Origin of the sequence: Prescottella soli, assembly GCF_040024445.1 — a bacterium.
Lineage (GTDB): Bacteria > Actinomycetota > Actinomycetes > Mycobacteriales > Mycobacteriaceae > Prescottella > Prescottella soli.
Genome location: NZ_CP157276.1, coordinates 2,546,088 through 2,563,045, shown reverse-complemented (window position 1 = coordinate 2,563,045; position 16,958 = coordinate 2,546,088). Strand labels below are relative to the sequence as shown.

Genomic DNA, 16,958 nt, shown 5'->3' with positions numbered 1-16,958 from the left:
TTGGTGGGGAACTCTGCATCGAATCGGCAAGACGGCATTGCAGGATGGATTCCATGGCACACGTGCAACGTTTCGACCACGTCGGCATCACCGTCGCGGACCTCGACGCGGCAACGGCGTTCTTCGTCGGGCTGGGGTTCGACGTGGAGGGCACAGGGTCCGTGGAGGGTGAGTTCGTGGAGACCGTGTGCGGCATCCCCGGCGCGCACTGCAACATCGTGATGCTGCGGCCGCCCGGCGGCGGGTCCCGGCTGGAACTCTCGGCCTTCGTCACGCCCGACCACGTGCCCGGGTCGCCGACAGCGATGGCCAACGAACTCGGGCTGCGCAACGTGTCCTTCGAGGTCGGCGATCTCCAGGCGGCCGTCGACGCGGTGGCCGCGGACGGGTACGGGCTCGTCGGCGGCATCGGCGAGTACGAGAACAGCGTGCGCATGGCCTACGTGCGTGGGCCCGAAGGGATCATCGTGTCCCTGTTCGAGCAGCTCGGCTGACGCGCCGGCGGCCGCAGCCCCATCGGCGTGATTCGAGTTGTGTTGCCCTGCAGGTCATTGCGATTCGGGAGCGGCCAGGGTTCGGCCGGGTGGTGCGAAGAACTCGAGCGCGATGTTGTCGGGGTCGCGGAAGGACAGCCCGGAACCGTAGGCGGCCGTCTTGATGCCGCCGTGCGCGATGCCGAGCTCGTCGAGACGGCCGCGCCAGAATTCGAGTTCCCCGGTGGTGCAGGCGAATGCGACGTGGTCGAGGCCGATGCGTCGTTCGTCGAACTCGGCGTCCGGGCGCTCGCCGGTGTGGGTGTGCAGGCCGAACATCGTCCCGCCGCCGAGCACGAAGACTGCGTGGTGGAACGCCCCGGATTCTTCGTCCTCGTCGAGGACCGGGGGACTGCCGAACAGGCGGGTGTACCACTCGGTGCTGGCGACCATGTCGGACACCGTCACGGCGATATGGGTGAGAGCAGGGAACGGTGCCACAGCGGACCTCTTCCTCCGGGACGGCAATACAGACCACGGTAGCGCCGTTCGCTGGTCCGGAGGGAGAGTTGTGAGACTTCGTCGGCGGCACGCGCTCTGCCCACGGCGTCGACGTTCTGAGACGGAGTCGCGGCCGACCACACTGGCACAGCGTCGTCGGGCGTGGCCTTCCGGATGGTCGTCCGGCTAGGGGCAGTGGCCACCCCAGTCGCACCCCAATGTGTTGTACAGGATCCGCTGCCACAACTCGGGTATGGGCAGCGTCCACATCCAGCCCTGCCCAAGCCAGTCGCGTGGATACACGAGGGAACACCTCCGCGTCTGCGTCCCGACCGTCAGGCCAGATTGACCCTTTCTCTTCCCGGCTCGGCCCGAGTCCGGGGGATGGGCGCGCCTGGACGAGTGACCGTCAGACCCCGTCGGCCTCCGACTCCGGACGCTGCCGTGGCCGCTCGTGCTCCCGGCCGAACAGCCCGGTCGGCGCGCCGTGCGCGAGGACGGCGTGCTCGTAGGCGGACTCGGCGTGCAGCGCGAGGTCGATGCCCGACGTCTCCTGTTCGGCGGTGACGCGGAATCCGATCCAGCGGTCGATGAGCTTGCCGAGACCGTAGGTGATGCCGAACGCGTAGAGGCCGACGACGACGACCGCCAACGCCTGCTTGCCGAGCTGGACGAACCCGCCGCCGTAGAGCAGACCCTCGACGCCGCCGGTCATGACCTGCGCGGCGAGCAGGCCGATCAGCAGGGTGCCGACGATGCCGCCGACGAGATGGACGCCCACGACGTCGAGGGCGTCGTCGTAGCCGAAGCGGAACTTCCAGCCCACCGCGAACGAGCACACGGCGCCCGCGACGATACCGATGACGGCGGCACCGACCATGCTGACCCACCCGCACGACGGGGTGATCGCGACCAGCCCTGCGACGACGCCCGACGCGGCACCGAACGTGGTGGGGTGGCCGTCGCGCTTCTGCTCCACGAACAGCCAGCCGAGCAGGCCGGTGCAGCCGGCGACGAGGGTATTGAGGAACACAGCGGCGGCCTTGCCGTCGGCGGCCATGGCGGAGCCGGCGTTGAAACCGAACCAACCGAACCACAGCAAGCCGACACCCAGCAGGACCATGGGTAGGTTGTGCGGCCGCATTGGCTCGTTGCGGAACCCGATCCGCGGGCCGAGGACGAGAGCCAGGGCCAGGGCAGACGCGCCGGAGACGATCTCGACGACCAGACCGCCCGCGAAATCGAGCGCGCCGAGCTTCGCGATCCAGCCGTCCGGACCCCACACCCAGTGCGCGACGGGCACGTAGACCAGCAGCGCCCACACCGGGACGAAGACCATCCACGACGAGAACTTGGCGCGGTCGGCGATCGCCCCGCTGATCAGCGCGGCGGTGAGGATCGCGAACGTCAACTGGAACGTCGCGAACAGGAACTCGGGCACCCCGGACCGTGCGGTGTCCGGCGTGATGCCGGCCATGCCGAAGTGCTCGAGCCCGCCGATCAGGCCGCCGCCGACGTCGTCGCCGAAGGCGAGGCTGTAGCCGACGAACAGCCACACCACCGTGACCAGCGCGATCGAGACGAAACTCATCATGATCATGTTGAGTACGCCCTTGGAGCGGACCATGCCGCCGTAGAACAGGGCGAGGCCGGGCGTCATCAGCAGGACCAGCGCGGTACTGATCAGCAGCCACGCGGTCGTCGCGGGATCGATCGTCTCGAGCATGTGAACTTCTCCTCACCGGCGGGGTGTCACCGCACGCGAGAAACGACGATCGCCTCCCGCAGTTTCGGGGGCGGGGCAAGCGTGTTGCGTCTGTGTTTCGGAAATCTCTCCCCGGCCGCTGGGTGGAATTCGAGGGGGGAGTCACTCCTGCGACGAACTGTCGCCGGTCGCCGGTAGTCTTTCGCCGTGGCCCTGTACCGGAAATATCGACCAGCTTCGTTCGCGGAGGTGGTGGGTCAGGAGCACGTCACCGAGCCCCTGAGCACCGCACTCGACGCCGGACGCATCAACCACGCCTACCTGTTCTCGGGTCCGCGCGGCTGCGGCAAGACGTCGTCGGCCCGCATCCTGGCGCGCTCGCTCAACTGCGTGCAGGGGCCCACGTCCACGCCGTGTGGGGAGTGCTCGTCGTGCATCGCGCTCGGCCCCGGCGGCCCGGGCAACCTCGACGTCATCGAACTCGACGCCGCTAGCCACGGCGGTGTCGAGGACACCCGCGAGCTGCGCGACCGCGCGTTCTACGCGCCCGCCGAGTCGCGGTACCGGGTGTTCATCGTCGACGAGGCCCACATGGTCACCACCGCGGGCTTCAACGCGCTGCTCAAGATCGTCGAGGAGCCGCCGGAGCATCTGATCTTCATCTTCGCGACCACCGAGCCGGAGAAGGTGCTGCCGACCATCCGGTCCCGCACGCACCACTACCCGTTCCGGCTGCTCGCGCCGTCGACCATGCGCGGGCTGCTCGAGAAGATCTGCGCGCAGGAGAGCGTGCCCGTCGAGGACGCGGTGTACCCGCTGGTCATCCGCGCCGGTGGCGGCTCGCCCCGCGACTCGCTCAGCGTGCTCGACCAGCTCCTCGCCGGCGCCGGCGACGAGGGCGTCCGGTATTCGCGGGCGCTTGCGCTGCTCGGCGTCACCGACGTAGCGCTCATCGACGAGGCCGTCGACGCGCTGGCCGCCAACGACGGCGCCGGGCTGTTCGGCACCGTCGACAAGGTGATGGACGCCGGGCACGACCCGCGCCGCTTCGCCGTCGACCTGCTCGAGCGCCTGCGCGACCTCATCCTCATGCGCGCCGTCCCCGACGCCGCCGAACGCGGGCTCGTCGACGCCCCCGGCGACGTCCTCGACCGGATGCGGGAGGAGGCCGAGCGGATCGGCCCCGCCACCCTGGCCCGCTACGCCGACCTGGTGCACGCAGGTCTCGGCGAGATGCGCGGTGCGACGGCGCCGCGCCTGCTGCTCGAGGTGATGTGCGCGCGGATGCTGCTGCCGTCCGCGTCGGACGCGGAATCCGCTGTCCTGCAACGGCTCGAGCGGATCGAGCAGGGCGTGGTCGTTCCCGCCTCGTCCGGCGCCGCGCCGGCTGCCCCCGCGCAGGCGGCCCCGAGGCCCGCCGCCGAGTCGCCCGCGTCGGGCCCGGTCTATCAGCGTCCGTCGCAGCGTCGTGCGGTCGAGGAGACCGTGGCGGCCCCGGAAGCGGCGCGACCCGAGCCTGTGCCCGAGCCCGTACCGACGCCCGCCCCGGAGCCGACACCCGCTCCGGTGCCGGAACCGGCCCCCGCACCACAGGCGGAGGCGCCGCGACCGCCCGAGCCGGTGGCCGCCACGCGCCCCGTCGAGACGCCGCCGCCCGCTCCCGAGCCTGTGCCGCAACCGGTCGAGCGCGCGCCGGAGCCTGCGCCGGTCCCGCAGCCCGAGCCGGTCCGTGAGCCCGAGCCTGTCCGGCAGATGGAGCCGGAACCGGCTCCGGTGCAGCAGAATTCGTCGGAACGACCCGACGCCGCCGCGATCCGTGCGGTGTGGTCGGAGGTGCGCACGAAGGTGCGCGAGCGCAGCCGCACGGTCGAGGTGATGCTGTCGGGCGCGACAGTACGGTCCGTCGACGGCGCGCGCGTGGTGCTCGGCCACGACTCCGCGCCGCTCGCGAAGCGGCTGGTGGAGCCCCGCAACAGCGACGTCATCCGGGCGGCGCTGCACGACGTGTTCGGTGGCGACTGGGAGGTCACGTGCGAGCACGGTGCCGCGGCGCCATCCGCCGCGCCCGCGCGCGCTCCGCAGCCGCAGGCGAAAGCGCCTGCCGCGCCGCGCTTCTCCCGCCCGAGTCAGGGTCGCGCCGCTGCCGCGCCGCCCCCGCAGGCCGCGCCGCGCCCGTCCTCGTCGGACCTCGACGACATCCCGCCGCCGGAGGCCCCCGACTACCCGGACGACCCGGGGCCGCCGCCCGCCGACTACTACGACGACGCTCCGCCGCCGCCCACCACCCGGGAGGACGAGGAGGAGATGATGGCGGAGGCCGCGGTACCCGTCGATCAGGCGAGCCGACGCGATCCCGAGGACATCGCGAACGAGCTGCTCGCCGAGGTGCTCGGCGCGCGCAAGATCGACGGCTAGATGACGGGGCGGTCGCTCGCCGAGCGGCTCGTCGGTGTCGTCAACCGTGTCGGCTCCGGTCCGGAACGGCCGCTGTCGGTGCCGCCGTCGATGCGGCCTCCCGCGGGTCGGTGGTTCAACTGGGCGCACTACGGCGTGATGGTGCCGAATCTTCCTGAACCGCATCGGTATTTCGGGATCATGGCGATCGTCGGCACGCCCGAGGTCACCGTGTTCGCGAATGATCACGTCGTCGCGACGACGCCCCGGGACACCACGACGGTGGTGTCGTCGACGGCCGCGATGACGCACGGCCAGTTCCTGCACTACAGCACCGCCCGCGACTGCGACTTCGCCGCCGACGGTTCCCGGCTGTGGTTCGGCGACGACATCGCGATCGACGGCCGGTACCCGACGTTCACCGTCGCGCGGCACCACCCCGAGGTGGGTGTGGAGTTGAGCCTGCGAGCGACCGGCACCATCACCCGCTTCTTCGACATTCCGGGGCTCTACCGGCACTGGAGTCTGCTGTGCGAGTACGACGGCGTGGTCGGAGAAGCCCCGGTGTCGGGGCTGTGCGCGCTCGAATACGCCTGTGGCGCAGGACCGCACAGTCTGCTGCCGCCCGCCATCGCAACGCGGGCAAAGCTGCCCGCCCAGGTCTTCACCTACCAGATCGTCGACATCGACGACCGGACCCAGGTGCTGCTCACCCATGTGAGCGGTCCGTTCGGGACCCCGCTGATCCGCACCGCGTACGTCCGGACGGTCGACGGCGGCAGCCACGGCTACACGACGGGCTGCACGTTCACGGTCGATCGCTCTGCAGATCGGCGACTGCGGACCCCGGACGGTCGGACGATGGCCGTGCCGGATCGGTACCGCTGGCGGCTCGTCGACCAGGCGGGGAGCGAGGTGCTGTTCCTCGAATGCGAGGCGGCGGGCGACTGGACCTACGGCCTCGGGGCCGGTTTCGTCGGCAGCTTCCGCTACACCGGCCAGTTCGGTGGCGCCGCGATCGAGGGTGTGGGGTACGCGGAGTACGTCGACGCCGGCTGAGTCGCGGACTCGAGCGTGAAGTCGTACACGGCCCGTTCGATGCCGCCGGCCCCGGGGCGCGGGTCGAGGATCGACGAGGTCGGCGCGCCGTGCCGGATCCAGTCGTCGCGTCGGAAGTACAGCCGTGCACTGACCGAACGCATGCCCGGTGCCCGGACGATCACGTGCAGGTGTGCGGGTCGCCACGGATGCCAACCCTCGTTCTCGATGAACCAACCGGTCGCACCGTCCCGCGGGATCCGGTAGGCCGCCGGCTGAACGGTCGTGACGACGAATCGTCCGCGCTCGTCCGCGACGCCAGTGGCGGCCAGGCGGGTGCCGGACCGGACGGTCCCAGCTCCGTCACTGTGCCGGACGAGTACGGTCGCGCCGGGCACGGCCCGACCGGCTCCGTCCTCGACGCGGCCCTCAAGGACGAGCGGGCTGCTCGTCGGTGTCTCATCGATCGGCGCTGGGGCGGCGGTCCAGCTCAAGCGGACTGGGAAGAACACGGCAGTTCCTTTCGACGGAGAGCGTTGGGGGACAGCAGGATCAGGCGCTTCGGAGCGCAGCGGAGGGGGCGGTGCCGAATCGGTCGCGGTAGGTGGCCGCGAATCGGCCGGTGTGCGCGAACCCCCATCGCAGCGCGATCGAGCGGACCGTGTCGCCCGGTCCGGCCGCGGCGAGGTCTTGGCGGACTCTTCCGAGTCGAACGTCGGCGAGGTATTCGGTCGGGCTCCGGCCCACGTACCGGCGGAAGCCGTCCTGGATTCGTCGGACGCCGACTCCGGCTCGTTCCGCCATTTCCAGCACGGTCCAGTCGTGTGCCGGGTCGTCGTGGATCGCGTCGATGACCCGCTTGACGATTCGTGGGCGCCTCAGCCGTGGCGGGTACGTCTTCGGGAACGGCGGCGAGAACGAAACCGGTTGTGGCGGCGCTGAGTAGCTGTGCGGAGACGAGGTCGTTCCGAACCACGGAGGTCGGGTCGCGCATCTGTTCTGACAGTGAGCGGACGAACCGGAGCCAGCTGGCGCCGACCGGGGTGCAGAGGTCGACCTGCATCGGTAGTCGGGCGCCGGGGCGGCCGAGTGCCCGGCTCATCTCGTGCTCGAGGTGGGCTCGGTCGAAGCGCACTCCCAGGATCGCGCACGAGGCACCCCAGTGGGGAAAGTCCGTGAGAACGTCCGGTGGGCAGATCGTCGCGGTGCCCGGAGCCGACGAGATTTCGTGCCGGCCGGTCCGCGACTCGAGCCGACCGGACAGAGGAATGTTCACCGCGTACGCGCCGGGATGCTCGGAATGGACGGATACGTCTGCACCCCAATCGATCCGGGCGATTCGCACCGGGCCGATTCCGATGTTCTCCAGCGTGACGGACTCGGCACCCGCCGAGGTGAGTGGGGTGAGTCGATGCGGGAAGTAGGCCGCGGCGGTGTGTGAGACCTCTTCCCAGTCGTCGGGGTAGGGGTGATCGCCGGTCTGCTCCCGACCTGTGTCCGTTGGGCTGGACATGCGTTCGCTACCTTCTTTCCACCGCGCGTCTGCCTCGCGGGGTGTACGAAGTCATTGAACCCTTGCCTTGGTGCCTGCACCAGAGTCCTACCGGTACGTATTCGTCGGGGGTGCGGAATCCGGATGACGACTGCGTTCTCCGGATAGCGAGGGCCGGATCGCGGTGCCTGCTCGGCGCGGGGGACGATCGATGAGGCAAACGCGTCGAACCTCAAATAGGCTCGCCCTCATGCTTGTTGTGACAACGAACGACATTCCCGGGTGGGAGATCCAGCGCGTGATCGGCGAGGTCTTCGGACTGACCGTCCGGTCCCGGAACATCGGATCGCAGATCGGCGCAGGCCTCAAGTCCCTGGTCGGAGGCGAACTGCAGGGAATGACCAAGAATCTCACCGAGAGCCGCAACGAGGCGATGGGGCGGCTGATCAACGAGGCCGCACAGCGTGGCGGAAACGTCATCGTCGCAATGCGATTCGAGACATCGGACCTCGGCGGCAACTGGTCGGAGATCTGCGCGTACGGCACGGCGGCCTACGCGGTGCCGGTCACGGACGCCGCGAGGCAGACGGCTGCTGAGTTGGGCTATCGGAGCTGACGCGGGCCGTCGGCCGAACCGGCTGCCCGTCCAGTCCTGGGGCGGCCGGTTACCTCCGCTTCGTTCCTTCCGGCGCTGACGGCGGACGGACCCTTTCCGTTCGCCCCGGAAAGCTGGAGCATGTATGTATGGCGCAGTTCGATGTCTGTGTGAACATCGACCCCATGTGCACGGTCCTCACGATTCGTGACGCGACAGGGCGGGTCGTCCACCGCGAGCGGAGACCCCCGAGATGGGGCCTCACCCGTGCGGGCGACGACTTCGACTTCAACGCAATGGATTCTGCTCTCGCCAGTGCCGGATTCCGGCGACCAACCTCGGCAGAATGGGTGATCGGGCACTGGTCGGCGCACACCGTGGTCGACGAGACTGCGAGGTCTGGCGCGGACGCTGGAGCTCGGTGATCAATCGTTCCGCCGCAACGTCGCCACCGAACGAATGGCCGACAACGGTGATCGAAGTCTGGCTCACTCGGTCTCGTCCGGTGGCGGTGCCAGCGGGAGCCCCAGGGACGTGCGCTCGCACACCCGCCGGAGATCGGTTGCCGTGACGATACCGACCAGGCGACCGCCGGCATCGACCACCGCCAGCAGGTCGAGTCCCGGCCGGAGCACGGCGGTCGATAGCACCGTCTCGACGCGGGCGTCGGGATGAACCCGGGCGGTGTCGGGAAGCGGGCGGGCGAGGTCGGCGACCGGCCCGGTCCTGTCGCCCGCCCGGGTGAGGTCGCGCAGGGAAAGCACTCCGACGGGTCGGTAGGAGCCGTCGACCACCGGGAACGTGTGGTGCCGCAGTCGGGGCAGCACGTCGCTGACGAACGTGCCGACGTCCTCGTCGGCGCGGGCGGCGACCGGCGACCGGGTCATGATCCGATGAATCTGCAGGTCTCCCAACTGGTGTCGCATCGAGGCGGTCATCAGTTCGACGTTGGCGGCGTTGCGCAGGAACCAGCCGAGCAGCATCAACCACAATCCGCCGAGGCTCTGCGCGAACAGCGCCTGGACCGCGCCGAGCGCGATCAGTATCAGGCCCAGGACCCGGCCGCTGCGGGCGGCGCCGGCAGCCGCGGACAGGCGGTCGCCGCGACGTCGCCACAGCACGGCGTGCAGCACACGGCCGCCGTCGAGCGGTGCGCCGGGCAGCAGATTGAACACGGCCAGAACGATGTTCGCGATCCCGAGCCAGCTCAGCGACGCGGCCACCACCGGGTCGGTGGTATCGGGCAGGGCGACGACGAGTAGCAGCGAGCCGACACCGATCGCGAGGCTGGTGAGTGGGCCGGCCAGGGTGATCCTGAGTTCGGTGCGCGGATCCGCGGGCTCGCCCTGCAGTTCCGACATGCCGCCGAGCAGCCACAGCGTGATCCGCCGGACCGGCACGCCGTCGTGGACGGCGACGACGGAGTGCGCCACCTCGTGCGCAGCCAACGACAGCACGAACACCACCGCGGCCAGCGCTCCGACGGACCAGTACTCCACCGGCGACCGCCCCGCGTACTCGGCGGGGAGGACCGAGTCGGCCAGCAGGGTGGTGATCAATCCGAGCGTCACCAGCAGCGACCAGTGCACATACAGCCGGATCCCGAACACCCGGCCGATCGGTATCGACCATCTCAGCATCGGCCACCTCGACCCGCGCTCCCAGTGCTGCTACCTCATTTTGCACCGCTGTCGAGGGCCGCGTGCAAAGGTCGGTGCCGCCGGGACGGCAGGCTCGGCTCCTGACGGTCAGATGTCCGCCGTCGAGATCGTCGGCAGGAACGTGAAGCCGAAGCCGACGTTCGTCGTGTTGGTCGGGTCCGGCCCCGCGCCGGGCGTGGTGACCTGGACCCGCGGGATGTCCCGCGGGGCGGGCGGCAGCGTCGGGGCCTCCTGCCAGTCCGGCTGGGCGGCTTGCAGTTCCAGTGCGATCTCGATGAGCCCGACCTCGTCCCACGGCCGTCCGCCGATCTGGACGCCGAACGGCAGACCCGTGGCCGCCGACCGGCCTGCGGGCGTGCAGATCACCGGGGCCCCGGTGAGGTTGGCCCAATCGACGTTTCCGGTCACCCCCTCGAACACGGAGACGCCCGCGATCGCGACTCGCTCGCAGCCGTCGACCTTGGACCCGGGCACCAGGATCGCGTCGAGGTCGTCGTCGGCGAACATGCGGTTGTACTCGTGCTGGTAGATCAACCGGTTGCGGGCGGCGGTCATGTAGTCGATCGACGGCACCGCCAGCGCGGCCAGGGAACCGGTGACGATTGCGCCGTACTTGAGGCGGTAGGCGCCCAGTCGGGCCTGGAACTGGCTGTGATAGCTGCCCATCTCCGCCATGTCCCCGGTCGGCAGGCCCGGCCGGGGGACCGGCAGCGCGACGTCGACGGTGGTGCCGCCGAGGCGGCGGACGAGGTCGAGGTGACTGTCGAACAGCACGCGGAGCGGGTGGGGCAGCGCGTCGACGCTGGACCGCACCACGCCGAAACGCTTGCCGGACAGCGGTGCCGGTCCGCCCTTCGCGGCCAGGGGATAGCCGCCGTCCGGCACCGCGGGGCCGGTCGAGGTGGTCGGGTCCTCCGGGTCGGCGCCCGCCATGTAGCCGAGCAGCAGGGCCGCGTCGGCGACGCCGCGTCCCATCGGCCCGACGTGATCGCGGGTCCACGTCAACGGAATGACGCCGCGTGTGCTGCAGCGTCCGAACGTCGGCTTGATCGACGTGATTCCGCACGCGCTGGCCGGCAGACGCAGCGAGCCGCCGGTGTCGGTTCCGGTTGCGAGGGGGGCGAATCGCGCCGCGAGGACGGCTGCGCTGCCGCCCGACGAGCCTCCGGGTGAGAACCTGGTGTTCCACGGGTTGCCGACCTGCTCGGTGGCGACGCCGATTGCGAACTCGTCGGTGTGGGCGTGGCCGAGCAGCACCATGCCCGCGTCGCGCAACCGCCGCCACACGGTGGAGTCGCCGGCTGCGATGTTGCCCTCGAGGACGCGACTCGACGCCGTCAGCGGCAGGCCGGACACCGCGAACAGGTCCTTGAGCGCGAGCGGGATCCCGCACACCAGCGGGGCGGGTCCGGCGGCGCGGCCCTTCCCGGACAGGCGTTGCGCCGCGGCGTCGGCGGCCTCGTAGGCCATCTCCGGGTAGATCCGGATCCAGCCTCCGATCTCGCCGTCGAACCCGGCGCTGCGCTCGATGCAGGCGTCGAGCAGCTCGCGCGGGTGCAGGGCGCCGGACTGCAGCAGGCTCGCGGCCTCCACCGCGCTCAGCAGCGCGGGATCGGTCACGGTGATCGAGTCGGGCGCGGGCAGGGCGCGGGAAGCGCCCGTGCGGCGGGTGCGGGCTCCGGCGGGGCTGTTGGTCGCGAGGGTCGCGGCCCCCGCGGCGCCCAAGGCGGCGGCGCCCAGAAATCCTCGTCGTGTCACTCCGAGCCTGCGCTCGCTCACCGCGTCCCCCATCGAGTTCGATCCTCCCAGTCGATTCCCCACCCAGGGGTATCGGTTCGACGGGCCCGGACGTTTCGGACAGGGGTGGTCGCGGTAGTCGGTGATGGTCTCGGCCATACACAGGGATCGATGCGACAGGGCCGCTCCCCTCGCAGGAAGCGGCCCTGTCGGGTGTGGATCGGTGACCCGATCACAGTCAGTTGGTGGCGGCTGCCTGGGCCTTTGTGTACATCTCCTGGGTGGCCGGACCGAAGCCCTGGCTGACCGAGGCGGGACCCTGCATCCAGACCGTGGGTACCAAGGTGCCGGATGCGTTCGTGAAACGGGAGGTGACGCCGATCTGGACGCCGGTGCCGGTGGCCGGGTCGAAGTCCCTGAGCCAGGGGCCACCGCTAGAGCCTGGGGACATCGCGGACATGAGGTCGTTCCCGTAGTAGTAGTCGTCACTGAAGCTGGTGCCGTGGGCGTACATCATGGTGCGGCCGTCGTAATCACGCCAGTCCGAGGGGTTGGCACCGTTCGAGGCATTGGTGCCGTCATTGTTCTTGGATCCGTACCAGTTACGGGAGTTGTCGGTGGGATAGCCGAACTGGTAGACGGTCTGGGGATTGCTGACCTGGTTGAAGCCGATGCGCTGCCCGCCGGTCACGTCGGCGATCGGGCGACTGTCATGGGGATTGTCGACCACCGCCATGGCGACGTCCGAGCCGAGAACCCAGCTGGCGTTGTAGTACCAGATATTGGGCACCCAGGCCCGTGTCACGGTCCAGACACCGTACGGGGCGATGTCGGTTCCGGCCGGCTGGACGCTGTTGTAGTCGCGCGTCAGATTCGCGCCGTTGAAGCCGGGGATGAAGGCGACGTTCGTGGCTACCCAGTCGCCGTTGTTGGACGGGCTCGTTCCGATGCCGGTGAACTTGAAGCAGTGGCCGGCCGACGTGATGACACTCTTGTTCGAGCTGGTCACGACATTGGCGGAACAAGCGCTGAGCATCTTCGCGCCGGTGACCGAGTGGGTGTATTCAGTCAGGAGCTTTCCGACGGTCTTGGCGACCAGGCCCTGATCCGTCCAGGGGGCGCTGAGGTCGTCCCAGCCTCCAGTGGGAGCGACCTGGTCAGTGTCGCTGAGCGCCGCGGCGGCTATGCGCCCGAGGGTCCAGAAGTCGGCCTCGGCGGCGAGGTTCGCCTCGTAGTTGCTGCCCGAGGAGACCAGCCGGGGAAGCTCGACCGGCCCGTTGATTCCGGCGTTCGCCTGGGTTGCGGTGGCGACGGTGACCCCGGTCAGTCCGAGTGCGCAGATCGCAAAGGACGCGGCTGGCTTGACCAGCCATTTCCTGATTTCCATTGAGTTCGTTTCTCCGGTCGTTTGTGGATGTGACTGATACGGCGGCAATGCATTTCATGGCTGTGCGGTCGTTCGGTATCCATGGGTGACGCGGCTGAGCAGGGTTGCAAGGTAGCAATGATCATCTTCGCGCTCGGCGGTAGTGATAGTGATATGAGTCACAGGTAGCCGAGGGGTTGCGGGCAGCGTTCTGATTCCGCGTCGGTCTCCGCATCCGCGGGCGGCCGTGGCGGGTATCCGGCCACCGGGCAGCGTGACCGGACGTTTCGGGCGGGGTAGACGTGGGAAGCCGGTGATCGTCTCGGTCACACAGCGGGATCGCTTCGGTCCTTCCCGCCAACTGAAACACGTTCTAAGGTGAGTCGGGCCGAGGTCTGTGCCGGTACGGGTAGCTGTAGCGGTACGGAGACGAGAACAGGAAGGAACACCGTGACCACAGAGGCGTTCATTTATGAAGCCATTCGAACCCCGCGCGGACGTGGGAAGAGCAGCGGCTCGCTGCACTCGGTGAAGCCGATCGACCTGGTCACCGGGCTGATCGGTGAGCTGCGCACCCGGTTCCCGAACCTCGACGAGGACCGCATCTCCGACATGATCCTCGGCGTCGTCTCCCCGCTCGGCGACCAGGGCGCCGACATCGCGCGCACCGCGGTCACCGTCGCCGGCCTGCCCGAGACCGTCGGCGGTGTGCAGATCAACCGCTTCTGTGCCTCCGGCCTCGAGGCCGTGAACATGGCTGCGCAGAAGGTCCGTTCCGGCTGGGACGAGCTGGTCATCGCGGGCGGTGTCGAGTCGATGTCCCGCGTGAAGATGGGCTCCGACGGCGGCGCCTGGATGCAGGACCCGGCCACCAACTTCGACACCTACCTCGTGCCGCAGGGCATCGGTGCCGACCTGATCGCCACCATGGAGGGCTTCTCCCGCGAGGACGTCGACGCCTACGCGGTCCGCTCGCAGGACCTGGCCGCGAAGGCGTGGGCCGGCGGGTACTTCGCCAAGTCCGTCGTCCCGGTCAAGGACATCAACGGCGTCACCGTCCTCGACACCGACGAGCACATGCGTCCCGGCACCACCGTCGAGTCGCTGGCCGGGCTGGCGCCCGCGTTCGCCGGCATCGGCGAGATGGGCGGCTTCGACGCCGTCGCGCTGCAGAAGTACCACTGGGTCGAGAAGATCAACCACGTCCACCACGGCGGCAACAGCTCCGGCATCGTCGACGGCGCCGCGCTGGTGCTCATCGGTAGCGAAGGCGCAGGGCAGGCGATGGGCCTGACGCCGCGTGCGCGCGTCGTCGCGACCGCCACCTCCGGTGCCGATTCGACGATCATGCTCACCGGCCCCACCCCGGCCGCGCACAAGGTGCTCGCCCAGGCCGGTCTGACCGTCGACGACATCGATCTTTTCGAGATCAACGAGGCGTTCGCGTCCGTCGCGATGAAGTTCCAGAAGGACCTGAAGATCCCCGACGAGAAGCTCAACGTCAACGGTGGCGCCATCGCGATGGGCCACCCGCTCGGCGCCACCGGCGCCATGATCACCGGAACCATGGTCGACGAGCTCGAGCGCCGCGGCGCCCGACGGGCCCTGGTGACGCTGTGCATCGGCGGCGGCATGGGCGTGGCCACCATCATCGAGCGCGTCTGACGCTCACGGACCCGATCAGGAGAGACGAAACAGTGAGCGAACAGAACATCATCGGCTGGGAGCAGGACGCCGACGGCATCGTCGTGCTGACCATCGACGACCCCAACCAGGGCGCGAACACCATGAACGACCGGTACATCTCCTCGATGAAGGAGACCGTCGACCGGCTGCACGCGGAGAAGGACGCCATCACCGGTGTCGTGCTCACCTCCGGCAAGAAGACCTTCTTCGCCGGTGGCGATCTGAAGAACATGATCAAGGCGGGCCCCGAGGACGCCGAGCACATCTACAACCACAGCCTCACCCTCAAGGCCGACCTGCGTCGCCTCGAGACCCTCGGCAAGCCGGTCGTCACCTGCATCAACGGTGCCGCGCTCGGCGGCGGCCTGGAGATCGCCCTGGCCACCCACCACCGCATCGCCGCGGACGTCAAGGGCGTCAAGATCGGCCTGCCGGAGGTCACCCTCGGCCTGCTCCCCGGTGGCGGCGGCATCGTCCGCACCGTCCGCAAGTTCGGCCTGATGACGGCACTGACCCAGATGCTGCTGCAAGGTCAGCAGCGCGGGCCGCAGCAGGCCCTCGAGGTCGGTCTGATCGACGAGGTCGTGTCCTCGGTCGAGGAGCTCGTCCCCGCCGCCAAGGCGTGGATCAAGGCCAACCCCGAGTCCGGCGTGCAGCCCTGGGATGTCAAGGGCTACAAGATCCCCGGTGGGACCCCGTCCACCCCGGCGTTCGCGGCGAATCTGCCGGCCATCCCCGCGAACCTGCGCAAGCAGCTCAAGGGCGCGCCGATGCCGGCGCCGCGTGCGATTCTCGCCGCCGCCGTCGAGGGCAGCCAGGTCGACATCGACAACGCGCTGAAGATCGAGTCGCGTTACTTCACGTCGCTCGTGACCGGCCACGTCGCGAAGAACATGATCCAGGCGTTCTTCTTCGACATGCAGGCCATCGGCTCCGGTGCCTCGCGTCCGAAGGACATCCCCAAGCGCGAGATCAAGAAGGTCGGCGTCCTCGGTGCCGGCATGATGGGCGCCGGCATCGCGTACGTGTGCGCCAAGGCCGGAATCCCGGTGGTGCTCAAGGACGTCACGATCGAGGCGGCGGAGAAGGGCAAGGGCTACGCCGAGAAGCTCGAGGCGAAGGCACTCTCGCGGGGCAAGACCACCGAGGAGAAGTCGCAGGCGCTGCTGTCCCTGATCACCCCGTCCGCCGACCCCGCCGACTTCGCGGGCGTCGACTTCGTCGTCGAGGCCGTCTTCGAGTCGCCCGACCTGAAGAAGAAGGTGTTCCAGGAGATCGAGGACATCGTCGAGCCGGACGCGCTGCTCGGTTCGAACACCTCGACGCTGCCGATCACCGACCTCGCGACCGGCGTCAAGCGGTCCGAGGACTTCATCGGCATCCACTTCTTCTCGCCGGTCGACAAGATGCCGCTGGTCGAGATCATCCGCGGCGAGAAGACCTCGGACGAGACGCTGGCTCGCGTGTTCGACTTCGTGCAGGCGATCCGCAAGACCCCGATCGTCGTCAACGACTCCCGCGGATTCTTCACCTCGCGCGTCATCGGCACGTTCGTCAACGAGGCCATCGGCATGGTCGCCGAGGGCATCGAGCCCGCCACCATCGAGCAGGCGGGCATGCAGGCCGGCTACCCGGCGGCGCCGCTGCAGCTGTCGGACGAGCTGAACCTCACGCTGATGCAGAAGATCCGCGCCGAGTCGAAGGCCGCCGCGCTGGCCGAGGGCAAGGAACTCCCGGCCGACCCGGCCGGCGACGTCATCAACTACCTCGTCGAGGGCAACGACCGCAAGGGCCGCCTCGGCGGTGCGGGCTTCTACAACTACGAGGACGGCAAGCGCGCCGGCCTGTGGCAGGGCCTGCGCGATCACTTCAAGTCCGGCTCGGCCACCCCGCCGCTCCAGGACCTGATCGACCGCATGCTGTTCATCGAGGCCATCGAGACGCAGAAGTGCTTCGACGAGGGCGTCATCACGTCCACCGCCGACGCCAACATCGGCTCGATCATGGGCATCGGTTACCCGGCCTGGACCGGCGGCGTCAGCCAGTTCGTCGCCGGCTACCCGGGTGGTAAGGCCGGATTCGTCGCTCGCGCCGAGGAACTCGCCGCGAAGTACGGCGAGCGCTTCACTCCGCCGGCGTCGCTGAAGGGCTAGCGGAAACCGCGTAGTCGAAGGCGGATCCCGATCGGAACCTACCGGTCGGGATCCGCCTTTCGCGTTCGCGGGGGACGACCTGCGTTTTTCCGCGAGGCGGGAAGGACCCTGGGCGCGAAGCCCGGGCATCGTTACGTTCTCCCCAGCGTGGTCCGGG

12 protein-coding genes and 1 pseudogene are annotated in these 16,958 nt (G+C 69.2%); 6 read left to right on the top strand and 7 right to left on the bottom strand.

Features of this window, described 5'->3' with window-relative positions; translation table 11 throughout:
- The first annotated feature begins 53 nt into the window (after positions 1 to 53).
- Positions 54 to 494, top strand: coding sequence for a VOC family protein (locus tag ABI214_RS12045; protein ID WP_348610654.1), 441 nt, complete (start codon positions 54 to 56; stop codon positions 492 to 494).
- Between the two features lie 54 nt (positions 495 to 548).
- On the opposite strand, the gene ABI214_RS12040 is transcribed toward ABI214_RS12045, so the two are convergent.
- Entirely contained in the window at positions 549 to 974 is a 426-nt protein-coding gene (locus tag ABI214_RS12040; RefSeq protein ID WP_348610651.1) for a VOC family protein, read from the bottom strand.
- 409 nt (positions 975 to 1,383) lie between these two features.
- On the bottom strand, positions 1,384 to 2,700 hold the full coding sequence (locus tag ABI214_RS12035; protein WP_348610647.1) for an ammonium transporter: 1,317 nt from the start codon (positions 2,698 to 2,700) through the stop codon (positions 1,384 to 1,386).
- A gap of 186 nt (positions 2,701 to 2,886) precedes the next feature.
- Between ABI214_RS12035 and ABI214_RS12030 the strand changes: the two genes are divergently transcribed.
- Positions 2,887 to 5,094: a DNA polymerase III subunit gamma and tau gene (locus ABI214_RS12030; RefSeq protein ID WP_348610644.1), complete on the top strand. Its 2,208-nt coding sequence runs from the start codon at positions 2,887 to 2,889 to the stop codon at positions 5,092 to 5,094.
- Positions 5,095 to 6,132: a DUF6670 family protein gene (locus ABI214_RS12025; RefSeq protein WP_348610641.1), complete on the top strand. Its 1,038-nt coding sequence runs from the start codon at positions 5,095 to 5,097 to the stop codon at positions 6,130 to 6,132. It abuts the gene before it with no gap.
- Here ABI214_RS12025 and ABI214_RS12020 read toward each other — a convergent pair.
- Both ABI214_RS12020 and ABI214_RS12015 read right to left on the bottom strand, forming a co-directional pair.
- The gene (locus tag ABI214_RS12020) at positions 6,063 to 6,623 is read right to left on the bottom strand and encodes a catechol 1,2-dioxygenase (RefSeq protein ID WP_348610638.1); all 561 of its coding nucleotides are present in this window, start codon (positions 6,621 to 6,623) and stop codon (positions 6,063 to 6,065) included. The genes ABI214_RS12025 and ABI214_RS12020 overlap by 70 nt on opposite strands.
- A 40-nt stretch (positions 6,624 to 6,663) precedes the next feature.
- Positions 6,664 to 7,624 (bottom strand): annotated as a pseudogene (locus ABI214_RS12015) (AraC family transcriptional regulator).
- Between the two features lie 229 nt (positions 7,625 to 7,853).
- Here ABI214_RS12015 and ABI214_RS12010 point away from each other — a divergent pair.
- Positions 7,854 to 8,219, top strand: coding sequence for a YbjQ family protein (locus ABI214_RS12010; protein WP_348610635.1), 366 nt, complete (start codon positions 7,854 to 7,856; stop codon positions 8,217 to 8,219).
- Between the two features lie 467 nt (positions 8,220 to 8,686).
- On the opposite strand, the gene ABI214_RS12005 is transcribed toward ABI214_RS12010, so the two are convergent.
- The 3 genes from ABI214_RS12005 to ABI214_RS11995 form a co-directional block, all read right to left on the bottom strand.
- Positions 8,687 to 9,838: a site-2 protease family protein gene (locus ABI214_RS12005; protein WP_348610632.1), complete on the bottom strand. Its 1,152-nt coding sequence runs from the start codon at positions 9,836 to 9,838 to the stop codon at positions 8,687 to 8,689.
- 108 nt (positions 9,839 to 9,946) lie between these two features.
- The gene (locus ABI214_RS12000; RefSeq protein ID WP_348610629.1) at positions 9,947 to 11,650 is read right to left on the bottom strand and encodes an amidase; all 1,704 of its coding nucleotides are present in this window, start codon (positions 11,648 to 11,650) and stop codon (positions 9,947 to 9,949) included.
- Positions 11,651 to 11,834: 184 nt separating this feature from the next.
- Positions 11,835 to 12,983, bottom strand: a complete 1,149-nt coding sequence (locus tag ABI214_RS11995) for a trypsin-like serine peptidase (RefSeq protein WP_348610627.1) — start codon at positions 12,981 to 12,983, stop codon at positions 11,835 to 11,837.
- 429 nt (positions 12,984 to 13,412) lie between these two features.
- Here ABI214_RS11995 and ABI214_RS11990 point away from each other — a divergent pair, with 429 nt between their 5' ends.
- Both ABI214_RS11990 and ABI214_RS11985 read left to right on the top strand, forming a co-directional pair.
- On the top strand, positions 13,413 to 14,627 hold the full coding sequence (locus ABI214_RS11990) for an acetyl-CoA C-acetyltransferase (RefSeq protein ID WP_348610624.1): 1,215 nt from the start codon (positions 13,413 to 13,415) through the stop codon (positions 14,625 to 14,627).
- 32 nt (positions 14,628 to 14,659) lie between these two features.
- On the top strand, positions 14,660 to 16,801 hold the full coding sequence (locus tag ABI214_RS11985; protein ID WP_348610621.1) for a 3-hydroxyacyl-CoA dehydrogenase NAD-binding domain-containing protein: 2,142 nt from the start codon (positions 14,660 to 14,662) through the stop codon (positions 16,799 to 16,801).
- The last annotated feature ends 157 nt before the right edge of the window (positions 16,802 to 16,958 follow it).